We start from the raw sequence: 24,783 nt of genomic DNA on the forward strand, positions 1-24,783 counted from the left end.
CATTCAATAATTAGCTTTATAAATCCAATTTGATTCCCATACTGACAATTGGAGACATAGGCAGGCCGTAACCTGTGTAGTAACCGTTAAAATCAATCAACTCGGGATCTTTACCTGAAAATTTGGTAATGGTCAATAAATTGGTTCCAGACAAATACAAATAGGCACGACGTACTGACTTTATTTTATCTTTAATAGAATTTAAATGAGCAAGATCATAACCAACGGTCAAGGCTCGCAATTTTAAGAAAGAAGCATTTTCTAAGAATAGATCTTGATCCACCCGATATGCGACAATAGGACTCCAGGGGTTATAAATTGGGTATTTCGTAATATCAACATCTTGTTGCCAATGAAATACTTCTCGGATACCCTCCAAAGAATTGGTGTTTTCAGTATTGATAAAATCATACTTTGTGGATGCTCTTTGATTCAGTGCTTTGTGACCTAAAGCAAAGTACCATTGCATATTCAACTCAAAACCTTTGTATCTAAATTGATTATTGAAACCTCCAACTAATTTTGGCATTGCGTTTCCTTTTAGCACACGATCTTTTTCATCGATCTTGAAATCGCCATTTTGATCTTTCCAAACCGGATCTCCAGCGGCAAAATCCACACCGTCAAACTGTAGTTTTTGGCCATTTTGAACGGGAATATCAGCTTCTGTATTGTAAATTCCTTGGTTCTCATAAAGCCAGAATTGATCAATGGCCTCACCTACTTTTAATAAACGATTACTTACTTTTAGTTCCTGTTTCCCATTTGGTAATGCTGTTAATTTGTTCTGGTTCCAGTTCAGGTTTAAACTAGCATCCCATTGCAATCCTTCCGGATTACTTAACACATGTGCACCTAGGTTTAAATCTATTCCTCTATTTTGCACAGTCATACCATTGATGATCTGTCCAGAATAACCATATTCTGCAGGAATCGGCATATTGATCAGCTGATTGACATCTTTCTTTTGATATGCGGATAAAGTAAAATCAATCTTCTTATCCAAGAATGCACCATCTACTGTAACTTCTGCATGATCTGTATAAGGCCAATCGATACCATATCCAACCCACCCATCTGAATATGGGCGTGATGCTACTGCAAAGCCGTTGTAAGAAACAAGTGATTTCTCAGTTCCCCAGCTTAAATCTGCGGTATAATTTGGTCCTACTGCATACTTACTTGTAAAAATTGGCTTGCCAATACGAGCCCATGAAGCTTTGACACTCAAATTGTCCATAGCTGCATCTTCCGATTCATTAATGAGATGATATTTGGCAGAAACTGCGGGTGTAGTCAACCAACGTGAATCGGGTTGCATGGTAGAAGAACCGTCGTAGCGAATAACGGCATTGATATCTAACTTATCTTTCCAGCTGTAAGCTCCGGATAAATAAAGGGAATGCAACCTAAAATCTTCTCTGTTTGTCCAGCGATTGACATATAATCCACCAATTGGTATAAGGTATCCACTATTGTTTGGATCCCCATTCACGACATTCACTTTGATAAAATCATTTGGTCCGTCATAAGCACGTGAATAGTGGTAACGGTACAAATCTTGTGTATAATTTGACCCTAAGACAAAATTAAATTTGTGTTGATCTTGCAGTGTAAAATTATAATCTAAAGAATTGCTAAAAACTAAACGCTGGTTGAATCCAAAGTAACTAGACATGTAATTATTTGTCTCCATCAATGATCCCGGAAAAAATGCTTGTCGAGCGCCTTCAGAATAATCAATTCCTAAGTTTGTATTAAATTTCAGATTTGGCAGAAAATACAAATCTAGATTGACTAAAAGATTAATCATGTTGACCGAGTTGTTATCAATAGCTTTTTTATAGACATCAACATATTGTCTATACATGTCTTTATTAGGCGAAATCGGTACGGAAAGATCTGGCACATAAGACGCTTCTCCAAAACGGTCGCGTAAACTTCTATTTCGATCACGTAAGCTGCGGCTTGCATTAACCGTGGTTCCGAAATTAAACCACTTATATGGGGCCATATTCACATTGAATAAAGCATTATATCGTTCAAAATTTGCTTTATCGGCAGAACTTGCATTTTTAGTGTAACCACCCATAAAAGCAAAATTAGCACGATCACCACCGCCACGGATTCCTAAATTTCCACCGTAAATTGGAGTAATTTTATAATATTCTTCATTCCAATTTGCCGGACCATAGTAATTAACATTGGTCGAATCACTTAAATACCCAGGATAAGCTAATTTATCACCGGCTGAAGCATATTTACTGTAGAATGAAGATCTGAATTGGTTTTCATACTGGGCATTGACCGGAGTAACAGTCGGCTTTGTTGCTAATCCAACATAAGCATCAAAACTGATCTCACGTTGCCCTTCTTTACCAGGCTTGGTTAAAATCCATATTGCACCGTTAGCAGCTAAAGGGCCTAGCTTTGCCAATTCAATCGGATCTTTTATCACTTGGATAGATTCAATCGTTGATAAGTCAATACCCGCAAAATTATCTGTTGCAGGTCCGATACGATTAAATTGATTTTGTTGAATAGAATAAGTAAAATTATTCTCTCTTGCAATAGGTACTCCATTAATATAAACCGCTGGCTGTACATTAATGGCGTCTTTGATTTCAAGAAGAGGGCTTCCGAGTCCTCGAATAACCATATTCTTGTAAGAACCAGGTTCTCCACTTGATTCCTGGACATATAGTCCAGAAATTTGACCTTTCAATACTTCGGAAATACTTACCAGAGGTAAGGTTTCCACCTGTTTGAAATTAAGGCTATCCTTGACCGGTCGCTTTTGCAATAAGGATTTTAACCTCCCTCGCAAAATTTGTTGATCCACTTCGCTTATCTCTGAAGTGTCCTGTTGCATTATCCACATTTCCGAAGAACGGGCATACGCTTTTTGCAACATCGGGACAAGAAATAAAAAACAAAAAAGTCTTTTCATCCGATTTTAATTTAGGCTTAAAAATTAAAAATGCAACCCTTATGGTTAGTCTAATAAGCTGCGGCTATTCGCTATTTATAAGCGTTTTAATAATTGATAGTTAGTAACAATTATATAACATTATTTTAAATACACCATTATCGCTTTGAAACGAAACCGTTTGCGTAAAATGTGCAAACGGTTGCGAAAAGTTATGCTATACATAAGTTTGTATTTTTTTTGTAGTAATTAGACGACTAAAACTCCTTTAAATTTGAAGGTACCTTAATCCTAATAGATTAAGAATAATTAAAAAACAACGCTAGCCAATGTGAATAAATAGCAGATTACTACTAATTTAAGATCAAAAAAATGTTTGATTACAGATAATAGAATTGTATGAGACCCTTGCACTAAGAGAAGGAAACTATAAAAGTTAACCTAAAAACAGGATGACCATCGGGAGTTTAAGGAAAGTCTTAAATATTATGGCCGATTGATTTCTTATCGTAACCCATGAATACCGCAATCAGGCAATGTGTCTTGATGCTATCCAGTTCATATTGCCCATTGGTTTATTGGCAATTTTGGATGGTTTTTTAAATATTACTACTTAACATGCTTTTAGAGCATTAGATGTTCTTATTAAAGAAGGTAAATTTATAAGAAGATAGGTTAGTGATGTGTATACCCTCCGTTAAAATCAAATACGCTTTTTGCACAACCTGCATCTATCTAGGGAAAGTTAAATTTTTAGTTGCATCTGATAGAAATGATCTTGGGAAGCTTATTTTTAATTCATTCGTAGCGGAAAATCGATAGGATTCACTTAATTATGGGTATAATAAAATTAGCAGAAAGATGGATGGATGCGCTTGAATATGACATTATTAATAATAGGCGTTCCCAATCCATGTTACTTAGAAAGTAAATAAATCTGAGTACATCAGTAAGAAGAGGTTGAGGCTGCCTCTTCTTATAAAGTATATGCTTAAAACCCTACACTCTTCAAATTTAACCCTGCTCTTTCATCTAGACCAAACATTAAATTCATATTTTGTACGGCTTGTCCTGATGCGCCTTTCAACAAATTATCTGTTGCATTCAAGATTAATAATTTGTTACCGTGTTTTTCTATATGAACAATACTTTTATTTGTATTGACAACTTGTTTTAAATCAATATTTTTACGACTCACATGGGTAAAGGGATGTCCCTCATAATAAGCTTCGTAAAGTTCATAAGCCTGTTCTTCAGATAAATCTGAATCGACGTATATAACTGAAAATATCCCTCTTGCAAAATCACCTCGTTGCGGAACAAAATTGATTCTCTCTGCAGCTCTATCTAGTAAGGATTGATCTGACTGAGGAAGGAATCCATCTTGCAATTGCGCTAAAGATTCCGATATTTCCTGCAAGTGCTGGTGTTCAAAAGATTTATAAGCTGATAGGTTATTATTGCGCCACGAGAAGTGTGTAGTCGCGCCTGGTTTCTGTCCTGCTCCTGTAGATCCTGTCGTTGCATTCACGTGAATCTGACTCGGTAATAAACCCTTATCTGCCAATGGCAAAAGAGCCAATTGAATATTTGTTGCAAAGCAACCCGGGTTTGCAATATAGTGAGCTGTTTTAATTTTATCTCTATTCAGTTCAGGTAAACCATATACAAAATTCTTATCGTTGTACGCCGTATTCGCTTTCAAACGGTAATCTTGAGATAGATCAATTATCTTCACAGAAGGATCAATTGGATTTTTATCCAAAAACTTACGAGCATCTCCGTGACCTACACATAAGAATAATACATCTATATCTGAATGAAAATCTGAAGAGAATGTTAATTCCGTATCACCAAATAGATCATTGTGTACTTCATAGATTTTATTGCCTGCATTGGAGGCACTATTGGCAAATACAATTTCAACTTCCGGATGATAAATCAACACGCGTAATAATTCTCCTCCAGTATACCCTGCTGATCCTACTATTCCTACTTTTATCATTTTTTAGTATTTAGATTTTAATTGTACTACGATACGATGGATGGACTACTAATTTAGGATATCCAGTGACACATCTATCGGTCCAATGTATGTAAAAAATGGATCCCTATCTCAAATGGTGAGCATGGGATCCATTGTATTTTAACAAAGAAATAAGTGACGAATTCGAATTAAACGAATTACAATAATGCTTACTTTCCGTTAACTTTATGCCAAATAATGGTTTGATTACCAAATATTTTAGAGAATCCTTTTACATCGTCACCTGTATATCCAGCGTTCATTTCACCGTATGTTCCAAATTTATTAGACATTAAATCATATTCCGATTCGATACCAATAACGACAAAGCGGTAAGGGTGTAACTCGATAATCACTTTTCCTGTTACAGTTTCCTGAGTAGATTGTAAAAATGCCTCGATATCACGCATTACAGGGTCGTGCATTTGTCCTTCGTGCATATAATTGCCATAAAACCCTGCAATCTGATCCTTCCAAGATAATTGCCATTTAGTCAACGTATGTTTTTCTAAAGCATGGTGTGCTTTTATCAAAATAACGGATGCAGCTGCCTCAAATCCTACACGGCCTTTAATACCAATAATGGTATCTCCTACGTGGATATCACGACCGATACCATAAGGTTGTGCCAATGCTTGTAATTCTTGAATTACACGTACCGCATCTAATGCTTTTCCATTCAATGCTGTTGGTTCACCTTTTACAAAATCAATCGTAATCTGCTGAGGTTCTGTAGAAGTTACTGGTGTTGGCCAAGCGGATTCTGGTAAATATTGATTGGATGTTAATGTCTCTGCTCCTCCTACTGAAGTACCCCAAAGACCTTTATTAATCGAGTATTTAGCTTTCTCAGCTGAATATTCGACACCATGTTTATTTAAATATTCTATTTCATCTTCGCGCGATAATTGCAAATCACGGATTGGCGTAATAATTTCCACTCCTGGAATTAAGGTATGAAAAATCATATCAAAACGTACCTGATCATTGCCCGCACCTGTAGATCCATGCGCTACACATTCTGCTCCAATTTTCTTAGCATAATTGGCAATAGCGGTCGCTTGACAAACTCGCTCAGCGGATACTGATAATGGATAAGTTGCATTTTTCAATACATTACCAAAAATCAAATATTTAATAGTTTCGCGGTAATAGTCTTCTGTTTCATCAATAGCTGTATGCGACTTTACGCCTAAAGCATAAGCTCGCTCTTCAATCTGTTTTAATTCCTCATCGGAAAAACCTCCTGTGTTAACTACTACTGAGTGAACTTCTAAACCTAAATCTTGTGTTAGATAAATACAACAAAATGATGTATCTAACCCACCACTGAATGCTAAAACTACTTTTTTCATCTTTTTGGATTAATTCATTGATAAACCTCGGAATGAGACTTAAACAAAAATATAAAAAACTTAAAACTCCTTAACTACTTTTTTACTCTTATGGAAATTAGCTGCAACAAACTTCTTTGCTGATTTCCATAATTTTGCTTCTATACGTTTCAACAACGATTGTTTCTGCGTAATACGCTCTAATCTTTCTTTGGCTTCTGCTTTTCGCTGAATTTTTTCTTTCAATTCGCGTTCCTTATCAACAGGGTCCCAAAGCATAGCTGTACACATACAGTTTTTACGATCCTTACTTAATAGGATATCGTAATTCACACAACTTTGGCATCCTTTCCAAAATTCTTCATCTTGTGTGAGCTCGGAATAGGTCACAGGTTCATAACCTAGTTCTGAATTAATTTTCATAACCGCCAAACCTGTCGTTAAACCAAAAATCTTTGCATGTGGATACTTTTCGCGAGATAAATCGAAGACTCTTTTTTTAATTGCTTTGGCTAAACCTACTTTACGAAATTCAGGATTGACAATTAAACCAGAATTGGCAACATAATCACCATGTCCCCAGGTTTCAATGTAGACAAACCCAGCCCATCTTCCATCCTTGTGTAAAGCAATAACGGCTTTACCCTCAATCATTTTATTAGCAACATATTCTGGCTTGCGACGTGCAATACCAGTACCTCGAGCTTTTGCAGACTCGAACATTTCATTGCAAATCTGCTCAGCATATGCAACATGCTCAGGTTTTGCGGGAATAATTAAAAATTCTGAAATAGTCATTGACTTACGACCCAAATAATAAAACTAACAACCGAAATTGCGTTTTGTTATGAAAAAACAATTAATAAAATCGTGGAGCGCCATCATCGGACCTGATGATATTACTGAAAAGAAAGATCACTACCTCATATCAAGCCCGAGGTAGTATGGGTCGTCGAAAGCGAAGAACTGGAATCTGCCTAAAAATAAAAGAACAATACCTCTTACCAACAAACTTTTTAAAAGCATGTAGCAAAGAGAATTTTAATGTATTGTTATTCTTCATTTCTAGTTATCGTCTTCTTAAAGGACGTTGCAAATGTATAAAATAATTTTTTTCTTTTCTGCAATAATAGTACGCATTTTTTATAAAATGACAAAAAACCACAAAAACTTAAAAACACTCAACTTACAACTTATAAATCAATCACTTAAATCATTTTATTGTAATGAATAACTGATGAATAAAAAAACCAATCTGGTAACAAATGTCTAGAATCATTAATAACTTGCTATCAATACTAAAAAAAATAAAGAAATAGAAACTTTTAGTATTCTCATTAAAATTAGATAATTTTGTGCTTCATCGGTGATCTTATAAAGTTCGCCATTAGTACACAACAGCATATGGACACTCCTAGTATCATTTTTTATTGCATTTTCGGGATCCCTTACTTTATTTTTATGTATTGGTTAGTTAAACAAGATAAACAAAAATATGCTTGGGGAATTGCACTTATCACAGCAATTGCTGTTCTCGCAATATATGTTTCGCAAAAGGCGAGCAAGGTTGCGATGGATAATTATCAACAACATCAAATTGATTCTAGACAAATCGAACATGATGAAAAAATCGATAGTTTAAATCATAAATAAAAAAAGCGCCTTTCAGGCGCTTTTTTTATTTATGATTTACTTCTCTATATGCTCTAAAGCAAATAGAAATGCATAGTTTAAAGCAATATCTTTGAGATAGTCAAATCGTCCGGATGCCCCACCATGACCGTACTCCATATCCGTTTTAAGCAGTAACACATGATGATCAGTTTTCATCTTTCTTAATTTCGCGACCCACTTTGCCGGCTCAAAATATTGAACCTGACTATCGTGCAATCCTGTTGTGACTAATATATTTGGATATTCCTTTCCTTCTATATTTTCATATGGGGAATAGCTCTTCATATAATAGTAAGCTTCCTTTTCATTAGGATTTCCCCATTCGTCATATTCATTGGTTGTTAATGGAATGCCTTCGTCCAACATCGTATTCACGACATCCACAAAAGGAACTTGTGCAATAATACCATTCCATAGATTTGGTTCCATATTGGCTATCGCTCCCATTAAAAGTCCACCTGCACTTCCTCCTTGTGCATAAAGATGTCCCAAGCTTGTAAATTTCTGATCAATTAAATAATGACCACAAGAAATAAAATCTGTAAATGTATTGATCTTATTCATCATTTTACCTTCTTCATACCATTGTCTCCCCATCTCTTCACCTCCTCGGATATGTGCTATTGCATATACAAAACCGCGATCTAACAAACTCAATCGAGCACTATTAAATGTAGGATCTATCGCGTATCCATACGAACCATATGCATATAATAGCAAAGGTGCCGAACCATCTTTCTTAATACCATTTTTATAGACAAGAGAAATGGGAATAGCAGTACCATCACTTGCTTTTGCAAAAATGCGTTCCGTACTATATGCATGCGTATCATAGCCCCCAACAACCTCTTGTTGCTTCAATAAGATTTTTTCCCTAGTCACCATATCGTACTCATAAGTCGATAAAGGTGTTACAAGCGAGGTATAGCCGAAACGTAATTTTTGTGTATCGTATTCAACATTAGTACTGGGATAAACTGTATAAGCTACTTCTCCAAAATCAAGATAATACTGTTCTTCATTTTGTAAGTTGTGTATAGCTATTTGAGACAATCCATTTTTCCTTTCGGTAACGACCAAATAGTCTTTGAATTCATCTACCTCACTTACTAATACATCTTCTCGATGTGGAATAAATGCTCTCCAATGTTCTCTACTAGTCATACCAAGCTGACACTGCATAACCTTGAAATTTTTTGCTTCTTCATTTGTTACAATGAGAAAGCGATCTTCCAAAGCTGTAACATGGTACAGCACATTTTTCATTCTTGGTTGAAACACCTGAAAATTTCCAGCTGGGTCATCAGATTTCAGATAAAAAACTTCTGATGAAAGCGTTCCTTCTGATTCAATAAATATGTATTCACCATTCTTTGATTTTCCGACACCTATGTAATTGGTATTATCAATTTCTTCATAAACGGTTACATCATCATCTACAAGGGTTCCTAATGTATGTCTATTAATTTTTTCACTTAATAATGTACCTGGATTTTTTGCCGTATAGTAAAGCGTTTTATTATCCTTAGCCCAAGTAGAGTTTCCTGATGTTTTTGGTATTTCGTCTTTATAGATTTCACCCGTCAGTAGATTTTTAATGAAAATGGTATATTCTCTTCGTGATACGGTGTCGACACCAAAAGACATTAAGTTGTTATCGGGGCTTACCGAAAACCCTGTAGTAGCGTAATACGCATAACCTACTGCCATGGCATCAATATCGAGCAGAATCTCTTCGCTCGCATTAAGCTCATCCTTTTTTCTACAAAACTTAAAATACTGCTGCCCATCTTCTGTACGGGTATAGTAATAATATCCATTTTTAAGATAAGGAACAGATTCATCTTTTTCTCTAATCCGTGCTTTCATTTCCTGAAACAATTGCTCCTGCAATTTTTCCGTTGGCTTTAGCACAGCATTCGTATAATCATTTTCTTTTTTTAAATAATCAATTACCAATTCAGCGTCAGGCCCCTCCTTAAAGAAATTATTCATCCAATAATAATCATCGATCACTTGATCGTTGTGAATGTCTCTCTTATGTGGTTTAATCACTGCTAAGGGAGCTTGAATACCTTTTGTATTTAATTGTTCTGAAGTATATTGCTCTGCTCGTGCTGTTCCTATTATAGCGCTTAAAATAATCATATTTCTAATTTTCGTAATGATCAAAAGACTGAATTAACCAAAGAATTCAGAATTATGTAAAGGTAAAAATACGGATGTATCAGTATTATTTAGTAAAAATTAACATTTTAAGCATCATACTAGCATTATATTTGCAGATCGTAACCACATCAAAATATCAAAAGATGAATTTAAAAAGATTACTGTATGTATTTGCTATTGGATTAACCCCCATTTTGGGCTACGCTCAGGAGAATAAAAGTGTGCCTGAAAACTGGTTTAATCTGGATTATGAAAAAGATGGTGTACTGGGCATAAGTACAGAAAGAACTTACGAGAGTTTACTAAAAGGTAAAAAATCTACACCCGTTATTGTAGCCGTTCTGGATGGCGGTGTTGATGTCAATCATGAGGATTTAAAAAACATAGTCTGGATTAATTTGAAAGACAGTATCTCGAATGGAGTTGATAACGACAAAAATGGATTCATTAATGATAAATATGGCTGGAATTTCATTGGTAATGCAACTGGTGAAAACGTGCATTTTGATAATTTGGAATTAACAAGACTGATCCGTAAACATGCTCCAAAATATGATGGAGTAACGGCTTCGACCGTTATGACCGACCAAGAAAAACGTGCTTACAATGCTTATTTAAAAATGGTAGATGCCTATAATGAGAAATTGGATGAAGCAAAATATGGTGCACTAAATTATGTTGCATTGAAAGAGAACATCGATAATCTTGTCAAAAGCATCAATAAGGATAAGTCTGCGATAACAACAGCAGATCTAGATAGTCTCAATCCTCCGGGCAACCGTCAAAAGATTGCGATTAGAATTGCGAAAGAAGAAATTGAGAAAGCTGGCGGATTTAAAAAGTTTTATGATGATTTAACTGAAGGCGCAAATTACTTCGGAAATCAAGTCGCCTATCATCTTAATAAAGAATATGATTCACGTTCTATTGTTGGTGATAACTACGATGATGCACGTGAATATCATTATGGAAACTCGGATGTTACAGGTCCTGATGCACTTCACGGAACACACGTAGCCGGTATCATTGCAGCTGATCGCAAAAATAATATTGGCATTAAAGGGGTCGCTAACGATGTAAAAATACTTTCAGTTCGCCTAGTGCCAGATGGAGATGAGCGTGACAAAGATGTCGCAAATGGCATCCGCTATGCTGTTGATAATGGCGCTAAGGTTATTAATATGAGTTTCGGAAAAGGATACGCTTATAATAAAAATACGGTAGATGAGGCAGTAAAATATGCTATGTCAAAAGATGTTTTACTTGTTCATGCTGCAGGTAACGACAGTGAGGATAATGATATTTCACCTAATTATCCGAATAAATTTTATACCGATAGCTTAGGTGCTATAACAGGCGTTGCAGATGCATGGATTACTGTTGGTGCGACAGGGCCTCGGAAAGATGATGAGCTGCTGGCAAGTTTTTCAAACTATGGTAAAGCTTCCGTGGATGTATTTGCTCCAGGATTATATATCAATTCAACTGCTCCACACTCTGAATACAAAGAAGAGCAGGGTACAAGTATGGCTGCACCTGTAGTTGCCGGTCTTGCTGGTATGTTACGTTCTTACTACCCGCAGTTATCAGCTCTTGAGACAAAAGAGATTATCATGAACTCTGTTACAAAGTTAGATGATTCGGTTCGAATTAAACTGGAAGATGGTTCTTATAAGACAGTCAAATTAGCTGATATTTCTATTTCAGGCGGTATAGTTAATGCTTACATGGCTGTGCAAAAAGCAAATGAATATCTCATTAAAAAGAAAAAATAAAATATTGACATAATATTTGCATCTTGTTTTACGTTTTACTAATAAATTTAACAGTAACAACAAAGATTGCGTATGGTCGAAAACTTTACAACAGAAAATGAAGTTAAAAACATCGAAACAGAAGTAAAAATCTCTGATGAGGATGTGGAACAACAATTAAAACTTCAGCTACCAAAAATCATGATGAATCCAAGTGATTCCTGTATTGATAGAATTTTGAATTACTCAAAATCTGTAGTCAACAAAAAGGCTTAGTCGGAAGATTAAGCCTTTTCTATATTTTAAAAACTTAACTATCTTTGATAGATATGTTGAAAAAAGATAGATATAAAGCTTTTGTAGAATATTTTTCTAAAAATAGCCCAGATGCACAAACAGAATTAAATTATAGTAATCCTTATGAATTATTGGTCGCTGTAATATTGTCTGCACAATGCACAGATAAACGAATCAATCTGGTGACCCCTAAACTTTTCCAACAATTTCCAACTGCCGAAACTTTGGCGAATAGTAGTGCTGAGGAAATATTCACGTATATCCGTTCAGTAAGCTATCCGAATAATAAAGCGAAACATTTGGTTGGAATGGCCAAAATGCTGGTTGATGTATTTGATTCTACAGTTCCTGAAAAAATAGAAGATTTGATAAAACTACCCGGTGTCGGCAGGAAAACGGCAAACGTCATCTCTTCAGTGGTTTACAATCAACCTGCAATGGCTGTTGATACCCATGTATTTCGCGTTAGTAACCGGCTTGGTCTCACGAGTAAAGCTACAACTCCACTTGCTGTGGAAAAACAACTGGTCAAATATCTGCCTGTTGAAACCATCGCTATTGCTCATCATTGGCTTATATTACATGGTCGCTACATTTGCTTAGCCCGAAAACCTCAATGTGACAAATGTGCCATTACTTACATGTGTAAATATTTTGAAAAAACGCACCAAGTGAAAGAAATCAAAGAAAAAGTTAGTTAAAAACAGTAGACTAATTTTTTTAGTAAAAATATTTTGCAAATTAAAAACTATTCCTTACTTTTGACTTAACAATACTAAGAATATGAGCAACCCAGATAAATTAAAAGCATTACAGCTTACATTAGATAAATTAGAGAAATCATATGGCAAAGGCGCCATTATGAAATTAGGAGATACTACTGTTGATCCCATTGAATCAATCTCTACAGGTTCTTTAGGTCTTGATATCGCATTAGGTATCGGAGGCGTTCCTAAAGGTCGTATCATTGAGATTTACGGTCCTGAGTCTTCTGGTAAAACAACCCTTGCAACGCATATCATTGCTGAGGCTCAAAAATCAGGCGGTATAGCTGCTTTTATTGATGCTGAACATGCTTTTGACAAATACTATGCGCAGAAATTAGGTGTTGATGTTGAGAACTTATTAATTGCACAACCCGATAATGGCGAACAGGCTTTAGAAATTGCCGATAATCTAATCCGCTCTGGAGCTATTGATATTATTGTCATTGACTCCGTCGCTGCTTTAGTACCTAAAGCAGAAATTGAAGGTGAGATGGGGGATTCCAAAATGGGACTTCAAGCACGTTTAATGTCTCAAGCTTTACGTAAATTAACAGGTACAATTTCCAAAACAAACTGCTGTTGTATTTTCATCAACCAGCTCCGTGAAAAAATCGGTGTTATGTTTGGTAACCCTGAAACAACGACAGGTGGTAATGCATTAAAATTCTATGCATCTGTACGTCTTGATATCCGTCGTACTTCTCAGATCAAAGATTCTGATGAAGTATCTGGTAACCGCATAAAAGTAAAAATTGTTAAGAATAAAGTAGCTCCTCCATTCCGAATCGCCGAATTTGATATCATGTTCGGAGAGGGTATTTCAAAAGTTGGTGAAATCATCGACTTAGGTGTTGAATACAATATCATTAAGAAAGCTGGTTCATGGTTTAGCTATGGAGAGACAAAATTGGGACAAGGTCGTGATGCTGTAAAATCATTATTACTTGACAACCCGGATTTGGCGGATGAACTAGAAGCAAAAATCAGAGCTGAAGTTGCTGGCGTAGATCCAAATCTCGTTTTAGAAGAAGGTTAATTTTTTCGTTACATATAGATTTTTAATATAGCCATTCCAAAAGAATGGCTATATTTATTTACTAAAACCTATGCTAATGAAAAAGTATATTCTTTCTTATTTTATTCTTTCGATTTTATGTTGCAGCTCGCTTCTACTTTCGGCACAACAATTAAAGATATTAACATACAATATCCATCATGCTAACCCTCCTAGTGAAAGTGCCGACGTTATCAATCTAGATACGATCGCATCCATTATCAAAAAAACAAATGCAGATCTAGTTGGTCTACAAGAAATTGATGTTAACTTAGATCGATCCCAAAATATTGATCAGGCAAAGAAATTAGCTCAACTCACAGGTTTGCACTACTTCTTTTCTAAAGGAATTAATCTAGATGCGGGTGAGTATGGGACTGTGATCCTTTCGAAATACCCTATTGTTAAAAGTGAACGTTTCGAACTTCCATCACCAATTGAAAGTGAGAAGAGAAGTTTAGGCATAATCCATATAAATATAAAAGGAAAAGTAGTCAAGTTTGCTAATACGCACCTTGATTTGAAAAATGAAAATAGGCTTGCGCAAACGGCTTTTATCATTGACAAATTTAAGAATGATAAAAACCTTGTTATTCTAGTCGGTGATCTAAATGCAACACCTGCAGAACAACCAATCCGTAATTTAGAGCAAATATTTACACGCAGTCAAATCAAAAATGGATTTACAATACCTGAAGTAAATCCTGATCGCGAAATTGATTTTATCATGATAAATAAAGGAAGTCAGTTTAAATTTAAAAATCATCGTGTTTTATCTGAAACTTATGCAAGTGATCATAGACCTGTATATGTTGAAATTAATGCCCAATAATAGCTAATGAGTATCAATAGAAGAAAATTTATAGAGGCCTTAACCTTAGCGGGCATAACATTACCAAGCATCGGTTTGGCTGAGGAAAAAAAAGAACGTAGTGACAACGAAAAATTTGATTTTATCGTACCAGCATATTTGCAAAATCAAATCAATAAGAGTATAAGTATCTTTTCCATTTTAAGCAAACCTGCATTTGCATGGTTGGAGATCTTGGACGACAACAACGAGGTAATTGACAAGATATATCAAAGCGAAGATGGTATGTTAGAGGCTAATACTGACTTATTTAAATTTACTATACAGGAAGCGCCTAGGGTCTTTAAATATAGAATAGTAGCTAAAGAAGTTCTTAAATTTGAAGCTTATAAAATTGTTTACGGAGAGGAAATTAAAACCAACATTTTTTCGGCCAAATTAGCTGAAAAAGATCAGGATAAAATTAGATGTTTGATATATAATGATGTACACGAAGCGAAAGATACATATAAGGATCTAGTTCCAAGCCATAATATAGAAGCATATGATTTTTCTATTCTAAATGGCGATTCTTTTCATTATGTTACAAACCAAAAAGATATAACAGAAAAACTGCTTCAACCCTTTTCATTTTTTGAAACCAGCAGGCCTTTTATCATGAATCGCGGTAATCACGAAACAAGGGGTTCATTTTCTCGTCTTTTCAAAAAGTTATTTGGCTATCCTGAAAATAAATTTTATCAATCCTTCAAATTGGGCCCTATTTACTGGATTCTATTAGACAGTGGGGAGGATAAACCAGATACACATGAGGTGTATGGAGGAACTGTAGACTATGACAATTACCGTAAAGAACAGGCTATTTGGTTAGATAAAGTTTTGCAATCGAAAGAAAGAAAGGCCTCTCAGCATACCGTTGTTGTCAGCCACATTCCTATTTTTCACTCTGATGACTGGCACGGAACATTACATAACCGCTCAAGCTTTCATCCATTATTTCAGAAGTATAAAATTGATGCGATGATTACAGGACATACGCACAAATATGGGTATTATCCGCCTGACAAAGATCATAATTATACGATCTTCATCGGTGGCGGTCCAAAGGTTGGAGAACGTACAATAATAGATGTGAATGGTGATAAGAAATCGTTAGATATAAAAATGATCAAAGATAATGGCGATGTATTAGGTCATCTTAAAAAGGCATAATTATTACTAATTATTGCACATAAAAAAGGCGTTTACATAGTAAACGCCTTTTTTATAAAATTAATAATCACTCTGATTATTCTCCTTCTTCTAAGAAAGGGTATTTATAGTTTGTATCTGGATTAAAGGTTTCTTTAATCGTACGTGGAGATACCCAACGCAATAAGTTGATCATTGATCCGGCTTTATCATTTGTACCAGAACCACGTGCACCACCGAATGGCTGTTGCCCTACTACGGCACCTGTACACTTATCATTAACATAGAAATTACCTGCTGCATTACGCAATGCATGTGTTGCCTGTGCGATTGCATAGCGATCTTTAGCGATAACTGAACCTGTTAAAGCATAAATAGAGGTTTTATCAACGATTTCTAATGTTTCTTCCCATTTCTCATCTTCATAAACAAAAATTGTCAAAACTGGCCCGAACAATTCTTCTGACATTGTTTCATAATCTGATTTTTTAGCCACAATAACGGTTGGAGAAATGAAGTAACCTTTAGATTTATCGTATGTTCCACCGATCACAACTTCAGCATCAGCAGATTCTTTTGCACGATCAATATATTTTGAAATCTTATCAAATGATTTCTCATCAATTACTGCATTGATGAAGTTTGTAAAATCTTCTGTTCCACCAATTTTGAATGAATTCACATCTGTAGTCATTGCATCTTTCAATGCTGGCCACATCGATGCTGGAACATAAGCACGTGAAGCAGCTGAACATTTTTGTCCTTGATATTCAAATGCACCGCGAACTAATGCTGTATTAGTTACTTGCAAATCTGCTGTTGGATGAACTAAAATAAAATCTTTACCTCCAGTTTCACCAACTATTCTTGGATATGTCTTGTAAAGATGGATATTCTCACCGATTGTTTTCCAAATATCTTGGAAAACTCCTGTAGAACCAGTGAAGTGGATACCAGCAAAATCAGGATGTTTGAAAATTACATCACCTGCATCCGGTCCAGATACATATACTAAGTTAATAACACCTGCCGGCAAACCTGCTTCAATAAAAATCTCCATTAACACTTGCGCAGAATATATCTGAGCATTAGATGGCTTCCATACGACAACATTTCCCATCATAGCAACACATGATGGTAAATTACCAGCAATAGCTGTAAAATTGAATGGTGTCAAAGCGAATACAAAACCTTCTAAAGGACGTTGCTCCACGCGATTCCATACACCTTTTCCTGATACTGGTGGTTGCTGTGCATAGATTTCTGTCATGTACTGTACGTTGAAACGTAAGAAATCCGTAAACTCACAAGCTGCATCAATTTCTGCCTGATAAGGGTTTTTTGACTGCGCTAACATGGTAGCAGCATTCAACTTATAACGATATTTGGTCGATGCTAGTTCTGCTGCTTTCAAGAAGATTGCTGCACGGTCTTCCCATGGCAAATTCTCCCAATCACTTTTAGCAGCCAAGGCGGCATTAATGGCATCAGTGACATGACTTTTAGTGCCTTGACTATATTGTCCCAAAACATGTTGGTGATCGTGTGGAGGATTGATAGATACTTTATTATCAGTACGGACTTCCTTTCCGCCTATATACATAGGTACGTCAACTTGCTTAGCACGAGCTTCATCAATCGCCGCTTTTAATAATTTGCGTTCTTTTGTTCCAACAGCATATGAGTACACTGGCTCATTCGTAGGTGTCGGTACATTAAAAAATCCTTTTATCATAGTAATAATTTTATATTTTCAAAAAGCTGAATTTCAATGAATTCATAGAATTCAACATAAATTTACAAGATTTTAATCCGTGTTCCAATTATTGGATTAGTCTTTAACAGTACTGGTAAAAATATGTTTAAACTTTTCCAATTTTGGTTTAATCACGTATTGACAATATCGATCTTCCTTATTATTCGCATAGTAATTTTGATGATAATCTTAAGCTTTATAGAAAGTAGTAAATGGATTAATTTCTGTCACGATAGGACGGTCATACAACCGTTCTTCTTTCATTTTTTTTAGATAAAAATTAACTTTTTCTAATTGTTCTTGATCATGAACAAAAATTGCAGAGCGGTATTGCGTACCAATATCATTACCTTGCCTATTCAATCGTGTAGGATCATGTGCGATAAAAAAAGCTTCTAACAAGGTATCGAATGTTATTTTCTTGGGGTCATACAAAACATTGATCACTTCAGCATGTCCTGTATTCCCTGTACTGACTTGGCTATATGATGGATCCTTCGTTTCTCCTCCAGCATAGCCTGAAATAACTTGCTGTACACCATCAAGTGTTTTAAATTGAGCTTCAACACACCAAAAACAACCTGCTGCAAATGTTGCAGTATCTACCAGACCATTCTGATGATCTGGCAACTGTTCAAATGATTGCGGTTCCTTTTTAGCAATATTAGATTTACAGGATAACAATGCATTGCTTGTTACCAAAAGTACAAGCATAGCGATATATTTATGTACCATCTCAATAACCCTTAAATTAAAAAAGCGGTAAAATGTTATCATTCTACCGCTTTTATTTCGCTACTAAAATTAAAAACTATTTAGCGGCAGCATAATTTTTCGCTACTGCATCCCAGTTGATGATATTGAAGATCTCTTCTAAATATGCAGGACGTTTATTTTGAAATTTTAAGTAATATGCATGTTCCCAAACATCAATACCTAAAATAGGCGTACCTTTAACTTCAGCCACATCCATCAATGGATTATCTTGATTAGGTGTCGATGTTACTTGTAATTTACCTTCTGCATTTACAATTAACCAAGACCAGCCAGAACCAAAACGTGTAGCTCCTGCATTTTGCAATTGTGTTTTCAATTCTGCAAAAGAACCAAATGTTTCATTGATTGCCGTTGCCAATTCACCAGTTGGCTCACCACCAGCATTTGGACCTAATACTGTCCAAAATAATTTGTGGTTATAGTGACCACCACCATTATTACGTACTGCTGCAGGATATTTACTGATATTTTTAACGATATCTTCTAAAGATAAGTTCTCAGCTTCTGTTCCAGCAATTGCCTTATTTAAATTATCTACATATGCTTGATGATGTCTATCATGGTGGATTTCCATAGTAGCTTTATCAATATGTGGTTCTAATGCGTCTGACGCGTAAGGTAGCGCTTCTAATACAAATGCCATAATTATTATTTTTTATGTTTATTTAAAGATTGTTTCTATGCAAATATAACGTTTAATATACCTTTATGTTTCGTTTTGCGATTAAATAATCACTAAGCTTTTAACGTTTTTGACGAAAAAATGATTTAACAAGTTCAGCACATTCTTCCCCCAACTTACCATGCTCTACAATTGTTTTGGGATGTAAAATTTTATCATGAAATTGAGAATATCCTCTTTTTTCATCTTGAGCTCCATATACAATTCGGCTGATATGTGTCCAATAAGCTGCACCTGCACACATTACGCATGGTTCTACAGTCACATAAAGTGTGCAGTCGACCAAATATTTACCTCCCAAATGATTTGCAGCAGCCGTAAAGGCTTGCATCTCGGCATGGGCTGTTACATCATTTAGACGCTGTGTCAGATTGTGCCCCCTACCGATAATATTACCTTTATGCACAATTACCGCCCCTATGGGCACCTCCCCTGCGGCTAATGCTAATTTTGCTTCCTTCAATGCTTGCTGCATAAAAAAATCGTCAGCATTGTCTACAGATGTTCCTTCAAAATCGATATACCGCATTTTACATTAATTTTGCACCATTAGGCACTTTTTTTTCTACAGTTGTTAAAATGATATCCCCGTTGTCATCAGCAAAACCGGTAACTAAACATTCCGAGAAAAAATTTGCGATCTGCTTCTTGGGGAAATTTACAATAGCAACAATTTGCTTACCTAATAATTCTTCTTTACTGTAATGCACCGTGATCTGAGCACTACTTTGTTTTATTCCCAATTTTTCACCAAAATCAATCGTTAACTGATAAGCTGGTTTTCTTGCTTTTGGAAAATCGGCAACATTTAGTATTGTACCCACACGCATATCCACTTTTTCAAAATCATTCCAAGATATTTCTTCCATTACAAACGATTACTTTCGATACTGCTTAATGACTTGGCCAGTGTAAATAAAACATATTCTCGATCGCGGTGTAATTTTGCCATCAAATGGTTAATCAATTTTTCTTCTTGATTTTCTTCGAAAACTAAATCTTCATCAGTTAGATGATTATATTTTCTTTTTATTTTTTCTTTTGCTGTAATCCAATCAAATGTTGTTATTTTAAGTCCCATCATTTTTTAGGTATAAAATTTGCTGTTATTTTTGAAACTTGTTCAAAGTTTAGTTAAAGATACAATTTATATAGAAAATAAAAGTTATGAAGAAAATTTTACCTGCATTACTATTAATTTGTGGTAGTGTTGCTACTGCAAATGCACAATTGTTACCAGGAGTAGAAATTGGTTTAAAGGGTGCCTTAAACTTTTCTAAATTTAAAAGTGATGGTAAGTATTTCAATTCAGACAACAAAGCAGGATATCAAGCAGGTTTGTATGGGCGTGTTGGTGTATTGGGTTTCCATGTGCAACCGGAGATTTACATTACAGGCAAAAATACTACGATTAAGGCTGAAGGAGGAGAAACAACAGATGTAAAATTAACCACAATCGACATCCCGGTATTATTAGGAAAACGTTTTGGTTTAGGACCAATTGGAGCAAGAATCCAAACTGGACCAATATTTTCTTTTAAAGTAGATGATAAACAAGATAAGATAATTCCTAGTTTAGATCCAAATAGCTACAAAAAGAACGGTACATCTTGGGCATTTGGTGTGGGTGCTGATGTTTCAAGTCTTCGTGTTGATCTACGTTATGAAATGGGACTAAGCAAAATCAACAACAGCAGTCAAGCAAATCCAAAAATTAATATGTGGAGTATAGGATTAGGCTATCGTTTATTTAGTTTATAGTACTTTTCAATCAAATCATAAAAGGCTCGTTATCAAAAATAGCGAGCCTTTTTCAATAGCGGTTTAGAATAGTTCTAAATTACTTCTTTTTCTTGTCAAAATTGTATCATATTTAATATCAAATAGTAGATTTGCCTAATTAAATTAAATTACAAAGAATAATGAGTAAATCAAAGCCAGTTTTAAGTTCTTCAATCGGGAAGAAGCTAATCATGAGCTTAACGGGACTTTTCTTATGTACGTTCCTAATTGTTCACTTGATTGGAAACTTGCAGTTATTTAAAGATGACGCGGGTTTAGCGTTCAACAAGTACGCCTATTTCATGACGCATTTTACACCTATCAAGGTTGTGTCTTATTTATTGTATGCTTCGGTGATTATTCACGTGATCTATGCAATCGTGATTTCATTAAAAAATAAGGCTGCTCGTCCTATTGGATATGCATCTTATGATGGAAGCGCTAACAGCAAATGGAACTCACGTAATATGGGTATTTTAGGTACTGTTATCTTAGTATTCTTGGCGACGCACATGTCAAACTTTTGGTGGAAATACCATAATGATCAAACACCTTATATCGAATATCGTACCGATCTGTCGAATGGTGTAACGACTCATCAAGAGATCCAAGCGTCAGATTTTCATGATTACTCAGTCGTTGTTGAAAATGGCGTTGAAATCGTAAAAGCACGTGACTTGTATAAGCAGGTAGACTTTGCATTTAAAAACGTTGCTCTAGTAGCATTATACGTAATTGCAATGGCTGCTTTAGCATTCCACTTGATTCACGGTTTTCAATCTGCTTTCCAAACAGTTGGATTCAATCACAAAAGATACATTGGATTGGTTCAATTTATTGGAGTATGGGTATTTGGAGTAGTTATTCCAATTCTTTTCGCAGCGATGCCATTATATTTCTATTTCCGTTAACAATATTTTAGGATGGTGCTATAAGGCACGATCTAATAAATAAAATATAAGATATGTTAGATTCAAAAGTACCTGCGGGGCCATTGGCCCAAAAATGGTCAAAACATAAATTTGAAATGAAGCTGGTTAACCCTGCTAACAAACGTAAATTTACAATTATCGTTGTTGGGACAGGATTGGCGGGAGCTTCTGCAGCTGCTTCTTTAGCAGAGTTAGGTTACAATGTAAAGACTTTCTGTTATCAAGATTCACCTCGTCGTGCGCACTCAATCGCGGCACAAGGTGGTATTAATGCTGCAAAAGATTATCAAAATGACGGTGACTCTGTTTTCCGCTTATTTTATGATACTATTAAAGGTGGTGATTACCGTGCTCGTGAGGCAAACGTTTATCGTTTAGCAGAAGTATCGACTAACATCATCGATCAATGTGTGGCTCAAGGTGTTCCTTTTGCTCGTGAATATGGTGGTTTATTAGATAACCGCTCATTCGGTGGTGCCCAAGTATCACGTACATTCTACGCACGTGGTCAAACAGGACAACAATTATTATTAGGCGCATATTCGGCTTTAAACCGTCAAATTCATAAAGGTAAAGTAAAATCATACACTCGTCATGAAATGCTTGACCTTGTTAAAATTGATGGACAAGCTCGTGGTATCATTACTCGTGACCTAGTTACAGGTAAAATCGAATCACATGAAGGTCATGCTGTATTATTGTGTACTGGTGGATACGGTAACGTTTTCTTCCTTTCGACTAATGCAATGGGATGTAATGTAACTGCTGCTTGGAGAGCTCACAAACGTGGTGCTTTATTTGCAAATCCTTGTTATACTCAAATTCACCCAACTTGTATTCCTGTTACCGGTGATCACCAATCAAAATTAACTTTGATGTCAGAATCATTGCGTAATGATGGTCGTGTATGGGTTCCGAGAACAGTTGAATTGGCACAAAAACTTCAAAAAGGAGAACTGAAAGCTGTTGATATCAAAGAGGAAGATAGAGATTATTTCCTAGAGCGTAAGTACCCATCTTTTGGTAACTTGGTACCTCGTGATGTGGCTTCTCGTAATGCTAAAGAAGCAGTGGATGAGGGACGTGGTGTTGGTAAAACAGGTGTTGCTGTATTCTTAGACTTTGCGGAAGCAATCGGTCGTTTGGGAGAAGATACTGTACGTGAAAAATATGGTAACTTATTCGACATGTACTACCAGATTACAGACGAAAACCCGTACAAACAACCTATGCGTATCTACCCTGCTGTTCACTACACTATGGGTGGTGTATGGGTTGATTATAACTTAATGACAACTGTCCCTGGATTATATGCGTTAGGAGAATGTAATTTCTCTGATCACGGAGCTAACCGTTTAGGAGCTTCTGCTTTAATGCAAGGATTATCGGATGGTTACTTTGTTATTCCTTATACTGTTGGAGATTACTTAGCAAACTTAGGTTCTTTTGCCCCTATTGATAAAAATCATCCTGCTTTCGAAGAAACTCGTAAAGAGGTTGAAACTAGAATCAATGCGCTATTAGCCTTGAATGGTACTAAAACTGTTGATGATCTTCATAAAGAATTAGGTTTGATCATGTGGGAATACTGTGGTATGGCCCGTACAGCTGAAGGATTAACTAAAGCTAAAGGATTGATCCAAAACTTGAAAAAAGAATTCTGGTCAAATGCCAAGGTATTAGGTGAAAATGAAGAGTTAAACATGTCTCTTGAAAAAGCTGGCCGTGTTGCTGATTTCATCGAATTGGGCGAATTAATGGTTGATGATGCATTGAACCGCAGAGAATCTTGTGGTGGTCACTTCCGCTTAGAATCTCAAACTGAAGAAGGTGAAGCTTTACGTATTGACGAAGAGTTTACTTACGTATCTGCTTGGGAATTCAAAGGTGAAAATCAACCAGAAGTTCTTCATAAAGAAGAGTTAGTTTTCGAAAACGTTAAATTAACACAAAGAAGTTATAAATAATATCAATTGACTACTTTATTAGTAGTCAATTGATGACTCAATATTATTATTATGAGTGCACATATGAATTTAACGCTAAAAGTTTGGCGTCAAAAAAACGATAAATCTAAAGGTCAATTCGTAACTGTACAAGCAAATGATATCGCCGATGATATGTCATTCTTAGAAATGCTTGATATCGTAAATGATGAATTGACTCGCAAAGGAGAGGATCCTATTTACTTTGATCATGACTGTCGCGAAGGTATTTGCGGAATGTGTTCATTAGTGATCAACGGACGTCCACACGGACCAAAATATGGTATCACTACTTGTCAATTACACATGCGTTCATTCCACGATGGACAAACAATTGTTATTGAGCCTTGGAGAGCAGCTGCTTTTCCAGTTTTAAAAGATTTAGCGGTAGATCGTACATCATTTGACCGTATCCAACAAGCGGGTGGTTATACAAACGTAAATACGGGTGGCGCACAAGATGCAAATAACATTTTGATTCCAAAACGTATTGCGGATGAGGCTTTCGAGTCTGCGACATGTATCGGTTGTGGGGCTTGTGTTGCAGCTTGTAAAAATGCTTCAGCAATGCTTTTTGTTTCTGCTAAAATATCTCAATTCGCGTTATTACCTCAAGGTCAAACAGAACGTTATGAGCGTGCTCAGGCGATGGTTGATCAAATGGATGCAGAAGGATTTGGTAACTGTACTAATACTGGCGCTTGCGAAGCGGAGTGTCCTAAAGGTATCAAATTGACTAATATCGCTCGAATGAATCGCGAGTACCTAGGTGCTAAGCTTTTCAGAGAAGAGGATATCCACGGATAAAAGAACATCACTTTATAGATAAGTCCTTACAATCTTTTTGTAAGGACTTTTTTTAT

Annotated in this window: 22 protein-coding genes; 11 read left to right on the plus strand and 11 right to left on the minus strand. The window is 35.8% G+C overall.

Features of this window, described 5'->3' with window-relative positions:
• Positions 1 to 16: 16 nt before the first annotated feature.
• From FHR29_RS18390 to FHR29_RS18405, 4 genes are all read right to left on the minus strand, one after another.
• Positions 17 to 2,950 (minus strand): SusC/RagA family TonB-linked outer membrane protein, encoded by a 2,934-nt coding sequence (locus FHR29_RS18390; RefSeq protein ID WP_183916234.1) that lies wholly within the window; start codon positions 2,948 to 2,950, stop codon positions 17 to 19.
• Positions 2,951 to 3,920: 970 nt separating this feature from the next.
• On the minus strand, positions 3,921 to 4,934 hold the full coding sequence (gene argC, locus FHR29_RS18395; protein ID WP_183916236.1) for an N-acetyl-gamma-glutamyl-phosphate reductase: 1,014 nt from the start codon (positions 4,932 to 4,934) through the stop codon (positions 3,921 to 3,923).
• 191 nt (positions 4,935 to 5,125) lie between these two features.
• Positions 5,126 to 6,310 (minus strand): argininosuccinate synthase, encoded by a 1,185-nt coding sequence (gene argG / locus FHR29_RS18400; RefSeq protein ID WP_132771508.1) that lies wholly within the window; start codon positions 6,308 to 6,310, stop codon positions 5,126 to 5,128.
• 60 nt (positions 6,311 to 6,370) lie between these two features.
• A complete protein-coding gene (locus FHR29_RS18405; RefSeq protein WP_021191927.1) occupies positions 6,371 to 7,087 on the minus strand; it encodes an N-acetyltransferase in 717 nt (238 codons plus the stop codon).
• A 663-nt stretch (positions 7,088 to 7,750) separates the two neighbouring features.
• Between FHR29_RS18405 and FHR29_RS18410 the strand changes: the two genes are divergently transcribed.
• Positions 7,751 to 7,942: a hypothetical protein gene (locus FHR29_RS18410; RefSeq protein WP_260292208.1), complete on the plus strand. Its 192-nt coding sequence runs from the start codon at positions 7,751 to 7,753 to the stop codon at positions 7,940 to 7,942.
• 36 nt (positions 7,943 to 7,978) lie between these two features.
• Here FHR29_RS18410 and FHR29_RS18415 read toward each other — a convergent pair whose 3' ends face one another.
• Positions 7,979 to 10,111, minus strand: coding sequence for a S9 family peptidase (locus FHR29_RS18415; RefSeq protein WP_183916240.1), 2,133 nt, complete (start codon positions 10,109 to 10,111; stop codon positions 7,979 to 7,981).
• 164 nt (positions 10,112 to 10,275) lie between these two features.
• Here FHR29_RS18415 and FHR29_RS18420 point away from each other — a divergent pair, with 164 nt between their 5' ends.
• The 6 genes from FHR29_RS18420 (at position 10,276) to FHR29_RS18445 (ending at position 16,027) form a co-directional block, all read left to right on the plus strand.
• Positions 10,276 to 11,907 carry a S8 family serine peptidase gene (locus FHR29_RS18420; protein WP_183916242.1) on the plus strand — a complete coding sequence of 544 codons (1,632 nt, stop codon included), beginning with the start codon at positions 10,276 to 10,278 and terminating at the stop codon, positions 11,905 to 11,907.
• Positions 11,908 to 11,979: 72 nt separating this feature from the next.
• On the plus strand, positions 11,980 to 12,162 hold the full coding sequence (locus tag FHR29_RS18425) for a hypothetical protein (RefSeq protein WP_132771512.1): 183 nt from the start codon (positions 11,980 to 11,982) through the stop codon (positions 12,160 to 12,162).
• Positions 12,163 to 12,215: 53 nt separating this feature from the next.
• Entirely contained in the window at positions 12,216 to 12,884 is a 669-nt protein-coding gene (gene nth, locus FHR29_RS18430) for an endonuclease III (protein ID WP_132843608.1), read from the plus strand.
• Positions 12,885 to 12,966: 82 nt separating this feature from the next.
• A complete protein-coding gene (gene recA, locus FHR29_RS18435) occupies positions 12,967 to 13,986 on the plus strand; it encodes a recombinase RecA (protein WP_021191922.1) in 1,020 nt (339 codons plus the stop codon).
• A 76-nt stretch (positions 13,987 to 14,062) separates the two neighbouring features.
• The gene (locus FHR29_RS18440; protein WP_183916244.1) at positions 14,063 to 14,836 is read left to right on the plus strand and encodes an endonuclease/exonuclease/phosphatase family protein; all 774 of its coding nucleotides are present in this window, start codon (positions 14,063 to 14,065) and stop codon (positions 14,834 to 14,836) included.
• 6 nt (positions 14,837 to 14,842) lie between these two features.
• Complete coding sequence (locus FHR29_RS18445) at positions 14,843 to 16,027, plus strand: metallophosphoesterase (protein WP_183916246.1); 1,185 nt, start codon at positions 14,843 to 14,845, stop codon at positions 16,025 to 16,027.
• Positions 16,028 to 16,103: 76 nt separating this feature from the next.
• Here FHR29_RS18445 and pruA read toward each other — a convergent pair whose 3' ends face one another.
• From pruA to FHR29_RS18475, 6 genes are all read right to left on the minus strand, one after another.
• Positions 16,104 to 17,741, minus strand: a complete 1,638-nt coding sequence (pruA, locus tag FHR29_RS18450; protein ID WP_183916248.1) for an L-glutamate gamma-semialdehyde dehydrogenase — start codon at positions 17,739 to 17,741, stop codon at positions 16,104 to 16,106.
• 210 nt (positions 17,742 to 17,951) lie between these two features.
• On the minus strand, positions 17,952 to 18,539 hold the full coding sequence (gene msrA, locus FHR29_RS18455; RefSeq protein ID WP_260292209.1) for a peptide-methionine (S)-S-oxide reductase MsrA: 588 nt from the start codon (positions 18,537 to 18,539) through the stop codon (positions 17,952 to 17,954).
• A gap of 34 nt (positions 18,540 to 18,573) precedes the next feature.
• The gene (locus tag FHR29_RS18460) at positions 18,574 to 19,182 is read right to left on the minus strand and encodes a superoxide dismutase (RefSeq protein WP_183916250.1); all 609 of its coding nucleotides are present in this window, start codon (positions 19,180 to 19,182) and stop codon (positions 18,574 to 18,576) included.
• Between the two features lie 100 nt (positions 19,183 to 19,282).
• On the minus strand, positions 19,283 to 19,750 hold the full coding sequence (locus FHR29_RS18465) for a nucleoside deaminase (protein ID WP_132771517.1): 468 nt from the start codon (positions 19,748 to 19,750) through the stop codon (positions 19,283 to 19,285).
• A gap of 1 nt (position 19,751) precedes the next feature.
• Positions 19,752 to 20,090, minus strand: a complete 339-nt coding sequence (locus FHR29_RS18470; protein ID WP_183916252.1) for a tRNA-binding protein — start codon at positions 20,088 to 20,090, stop codon at positions 19,752 to 19,754.
• Positions 20,090 to 20,305 carry a hypothetical protein gene (locus tag FHR29_RS18475; RefSeq protein ID WP_183916254.1) on the minus strand — a complete coding sequence of 72 codons (216 nt, stop codon included), beginning with the start codon at positions 20,303 to 20,305 and terminating at the stop codon, positions 20,090 to 20,092. The genes FHR29_RS18470 and FHR29_RS18475 overlap by 1 nt, the downstream gene beginning before the upstream one ends.
• Before the next feature lie 83 nt (positions 20,306 to 20,388).
• Here FHR29_RS18475 and FHR29_RS18480 point away from each other — a divergent pair, with 83 nt between their 5' ends.
• From FHR29_RS18480 to FHR29_RS18495, 4 genes are all read left to right on the plus strand, one after another.
• Positions 20,389 to 20,982, plus strand: a complete 594-nt coding sequence (locus FHR29_RS18480; protein WP_132843600.1) for a porin family protein — start codon at positions 20,389 to 20,391, stop codon at positions 20,980 to 20,982.
• A gap of 161 nt (positions 20,983 to 21,143) precedes the next feature.
• Complete coding sequence (locus tag FHR29_RS18485; RefSeq protein ID WP_021191914.1) at positions 21,144 to 21,914, plus strand: succinate dehydrogenase cytochrome b subunit; 771 nt, start codon at positions 21,144 to 21,146, stop codon at positions 21,912 to 21,914.
• Positions 21,915 to 21,967: 53 nt separating this feature from the next.
• The gene (locus tag FHR29_RS18490; protein ID WP_132771521.1) at positions 21,968 to 23,902 is read left to right on the plus strand and encodes a fumarate reductase/succinate dehydrogenase flavoprotein subunit; all 1,935 of its coding nucleotides are present in this window, start codon (positions 21,968 to 21,970) and stop codon (positions 23,900 to 23,902) included.
• A gap of 63 nt (positions 23,903 to 23,965) precedes the next feature.
• Positions 23,966 to 24,727 carry a succinate dehydrogenase/fumarate reductase iron-sulfur subunit gene (locus tag FHR29_RS18495; RefSeq protein WP_037527569.1) on the plus strand — a complete coding sequence of 254 codons (762 nt, stop codon included), beginning with the start codon at positions 23,966 to 23,968 and terminating at the stop codon, positions 24,725 to 24,727.
• The last annotated feature ends 56 nt before the right edge of the window (positions 24,728 to 24,783 follow it).

The organism is Sphingobacterium sp. JUb56 (genome assembly GCF_014191365.1).
Lineage (GTDB): Bacteria > Bacteroidota > Bacteroidia > Sphingobacteriales > Sphingobacteriaceae > Sphingobacterium > Sphingobacterium anhuiense.

Excerpts from the sequence above, each read along its gene's own strand:
- pruA (WP_183916248.1), bottom strand. The coding sequence starts at position 17,741 with ATGATAAAAGGATTTTTTAATGTACCGACACCTACGAATGAGCCAGTG.
- FHR29_RS18445 (WP_183916246.1), top strand. The coding sequence starts at position 14,843 with ATGAGTATCAATAGAAGAAAATTTATAGAGGCCTTAACCTTAGCGGGC.
- msrA (WP_260292209.1), bottom strand. The coding sequence starts at position 18,539 with ATGATAACATTTTACCGCTTTTTTAATTTAAGGGTTATTGAGATGGTA.
- FHR29_RS18425 (WP_132771512.1), top strand. The coding sequence starts at position 11,980 with ATGGTCGAAAACTTTACAACAGAAAATGAAGTTAAAAACATCGAAACA.
- FHR29_RS18495 (WP_037527569.1), top strand. The coding sequence starts at position 23,966 with ATGAATTTAACGCTAAAAGTTTGGCGTCAAAAAAACGATAAATCTAAA.
- FHR29_RS18420 (WP_183916242.1), top strand. The coding sequence starts at position 10,276 with ATGAATTTAAAAAGATTACTGTATGTATTTGCTATTGGATTAACCCCC.
- FHR29_RS18475 (WP_183916254.1), bottom strand. The coding sequence starts at position 20,305 with ATGATGGGACTTAAAATAACAACATTTGATTGGATTACAGCAAAAGAA.
- FHR29_RS18410 (WP_260292208.1), top strand. The coding sequence starts at position 7,751 with ATGTATTGGTTAGTTAAACAAGATAAACAAAAATATGCTTGGGGAATT.
- FHR29_RS18405 (WP_021191927.1), bottom strand. The coding sequence starts at position 7,087 with ATGACTATTTCAGAATTTTTAATTATTCCCGCAAAACCTGAGCATGTT.
- FHR29_RS18470 (WP_183916252.1), bottom strand. The coding sequence starts at position 20,090 with ATGGAAGAAATATCTTGGAATGATTTTGAAAAAGTGGATATGCGTGTG.
- FHR29_RS18480 (WP_132843600.1), top strand. The coding sequence starts at position 20,389 with ATGAAGAAAATTTTACCTGCATTACTATTAATTTGTGGTAGTGTTGCT.
- argG (WP_132771508.1), bottom strand. The coding sequence starts at position 6,310 with ATGAAAAAAGTAGTTTTAGCATTCAGTGGTGGGTTAGATACATCATTT.
- FHR29_RS18490 (WP_132771521.1), top strand. The coding sequence starts at position 21,968 with ATGTTAGATTCAAAAGTACCTGCGGGGCCATTGGCCCAAAAATGGTCA.
- nth (WP_132843608.1), top strand. The coding sequence starts at position 12,216 with ATGTTGAAAAAAGATAGATATAAAGCTTTTGTAGAATATTTTTCTAAA.
- FHR29_RS18485 (WP_021191914.1), top strand. The coding sequence starts at position 21,144 with ATGAGTAAATCAAAGCCAGTTTTAAGTTCTTCAATCGGGAAGAAGCTA.
- argC (WP_183916236.1), bottom strand. The coding sequence starts at position 4,934 with ATGATAAAAGTAGGAATAGTAGGATCAGCAGGGTATACTGGAGGAGAA.
- FHR29_RS18465 (WP_132771517.1), bottom strand. The coding sequence starts at position 19,750 with ATGCGGTATATCGATTTTGAAGGAACATCTGTAGACAATGCTGACGAT.
- FHR29_RS18440 (WP_183916244.1), top strand. The coding sequence starts at position 14,063 with ATGAAAAAGTATATTCTTTCTTATTTTATTCTTTCGATTTTATGTTGC.
- recA (WP_021191922.1), top strand. The coding sequence starts at position 12,967 with ATGAGCAACCCAGATAAATTAAAAGCATTACAGCTTACATTAGATAAA.
- FHR29_RS18415 (WP_183916240.1), bottom strand. The coding sequence starts at position 10,111 with ATGATTATTTTAAGCGCTATAATAGGAACAGCACGAGCAGAGCAATAT.
- FHR29_RS18390 (WP_183916234.1), bottom strand. The coding sequence starts at position 2,950 with ATGAAAAGACTTTTTTGTTTTTTATTTCTTGTCCCGATGTTGCAAAAA.
- FHR29_RS18460 (WP_183916250.1), bottom strand. The coding sequence starts at position 19,182 with ATGGCATTTGTATTAGAAGCGCTACCTTACGCGTCAGACGCATTAGAA.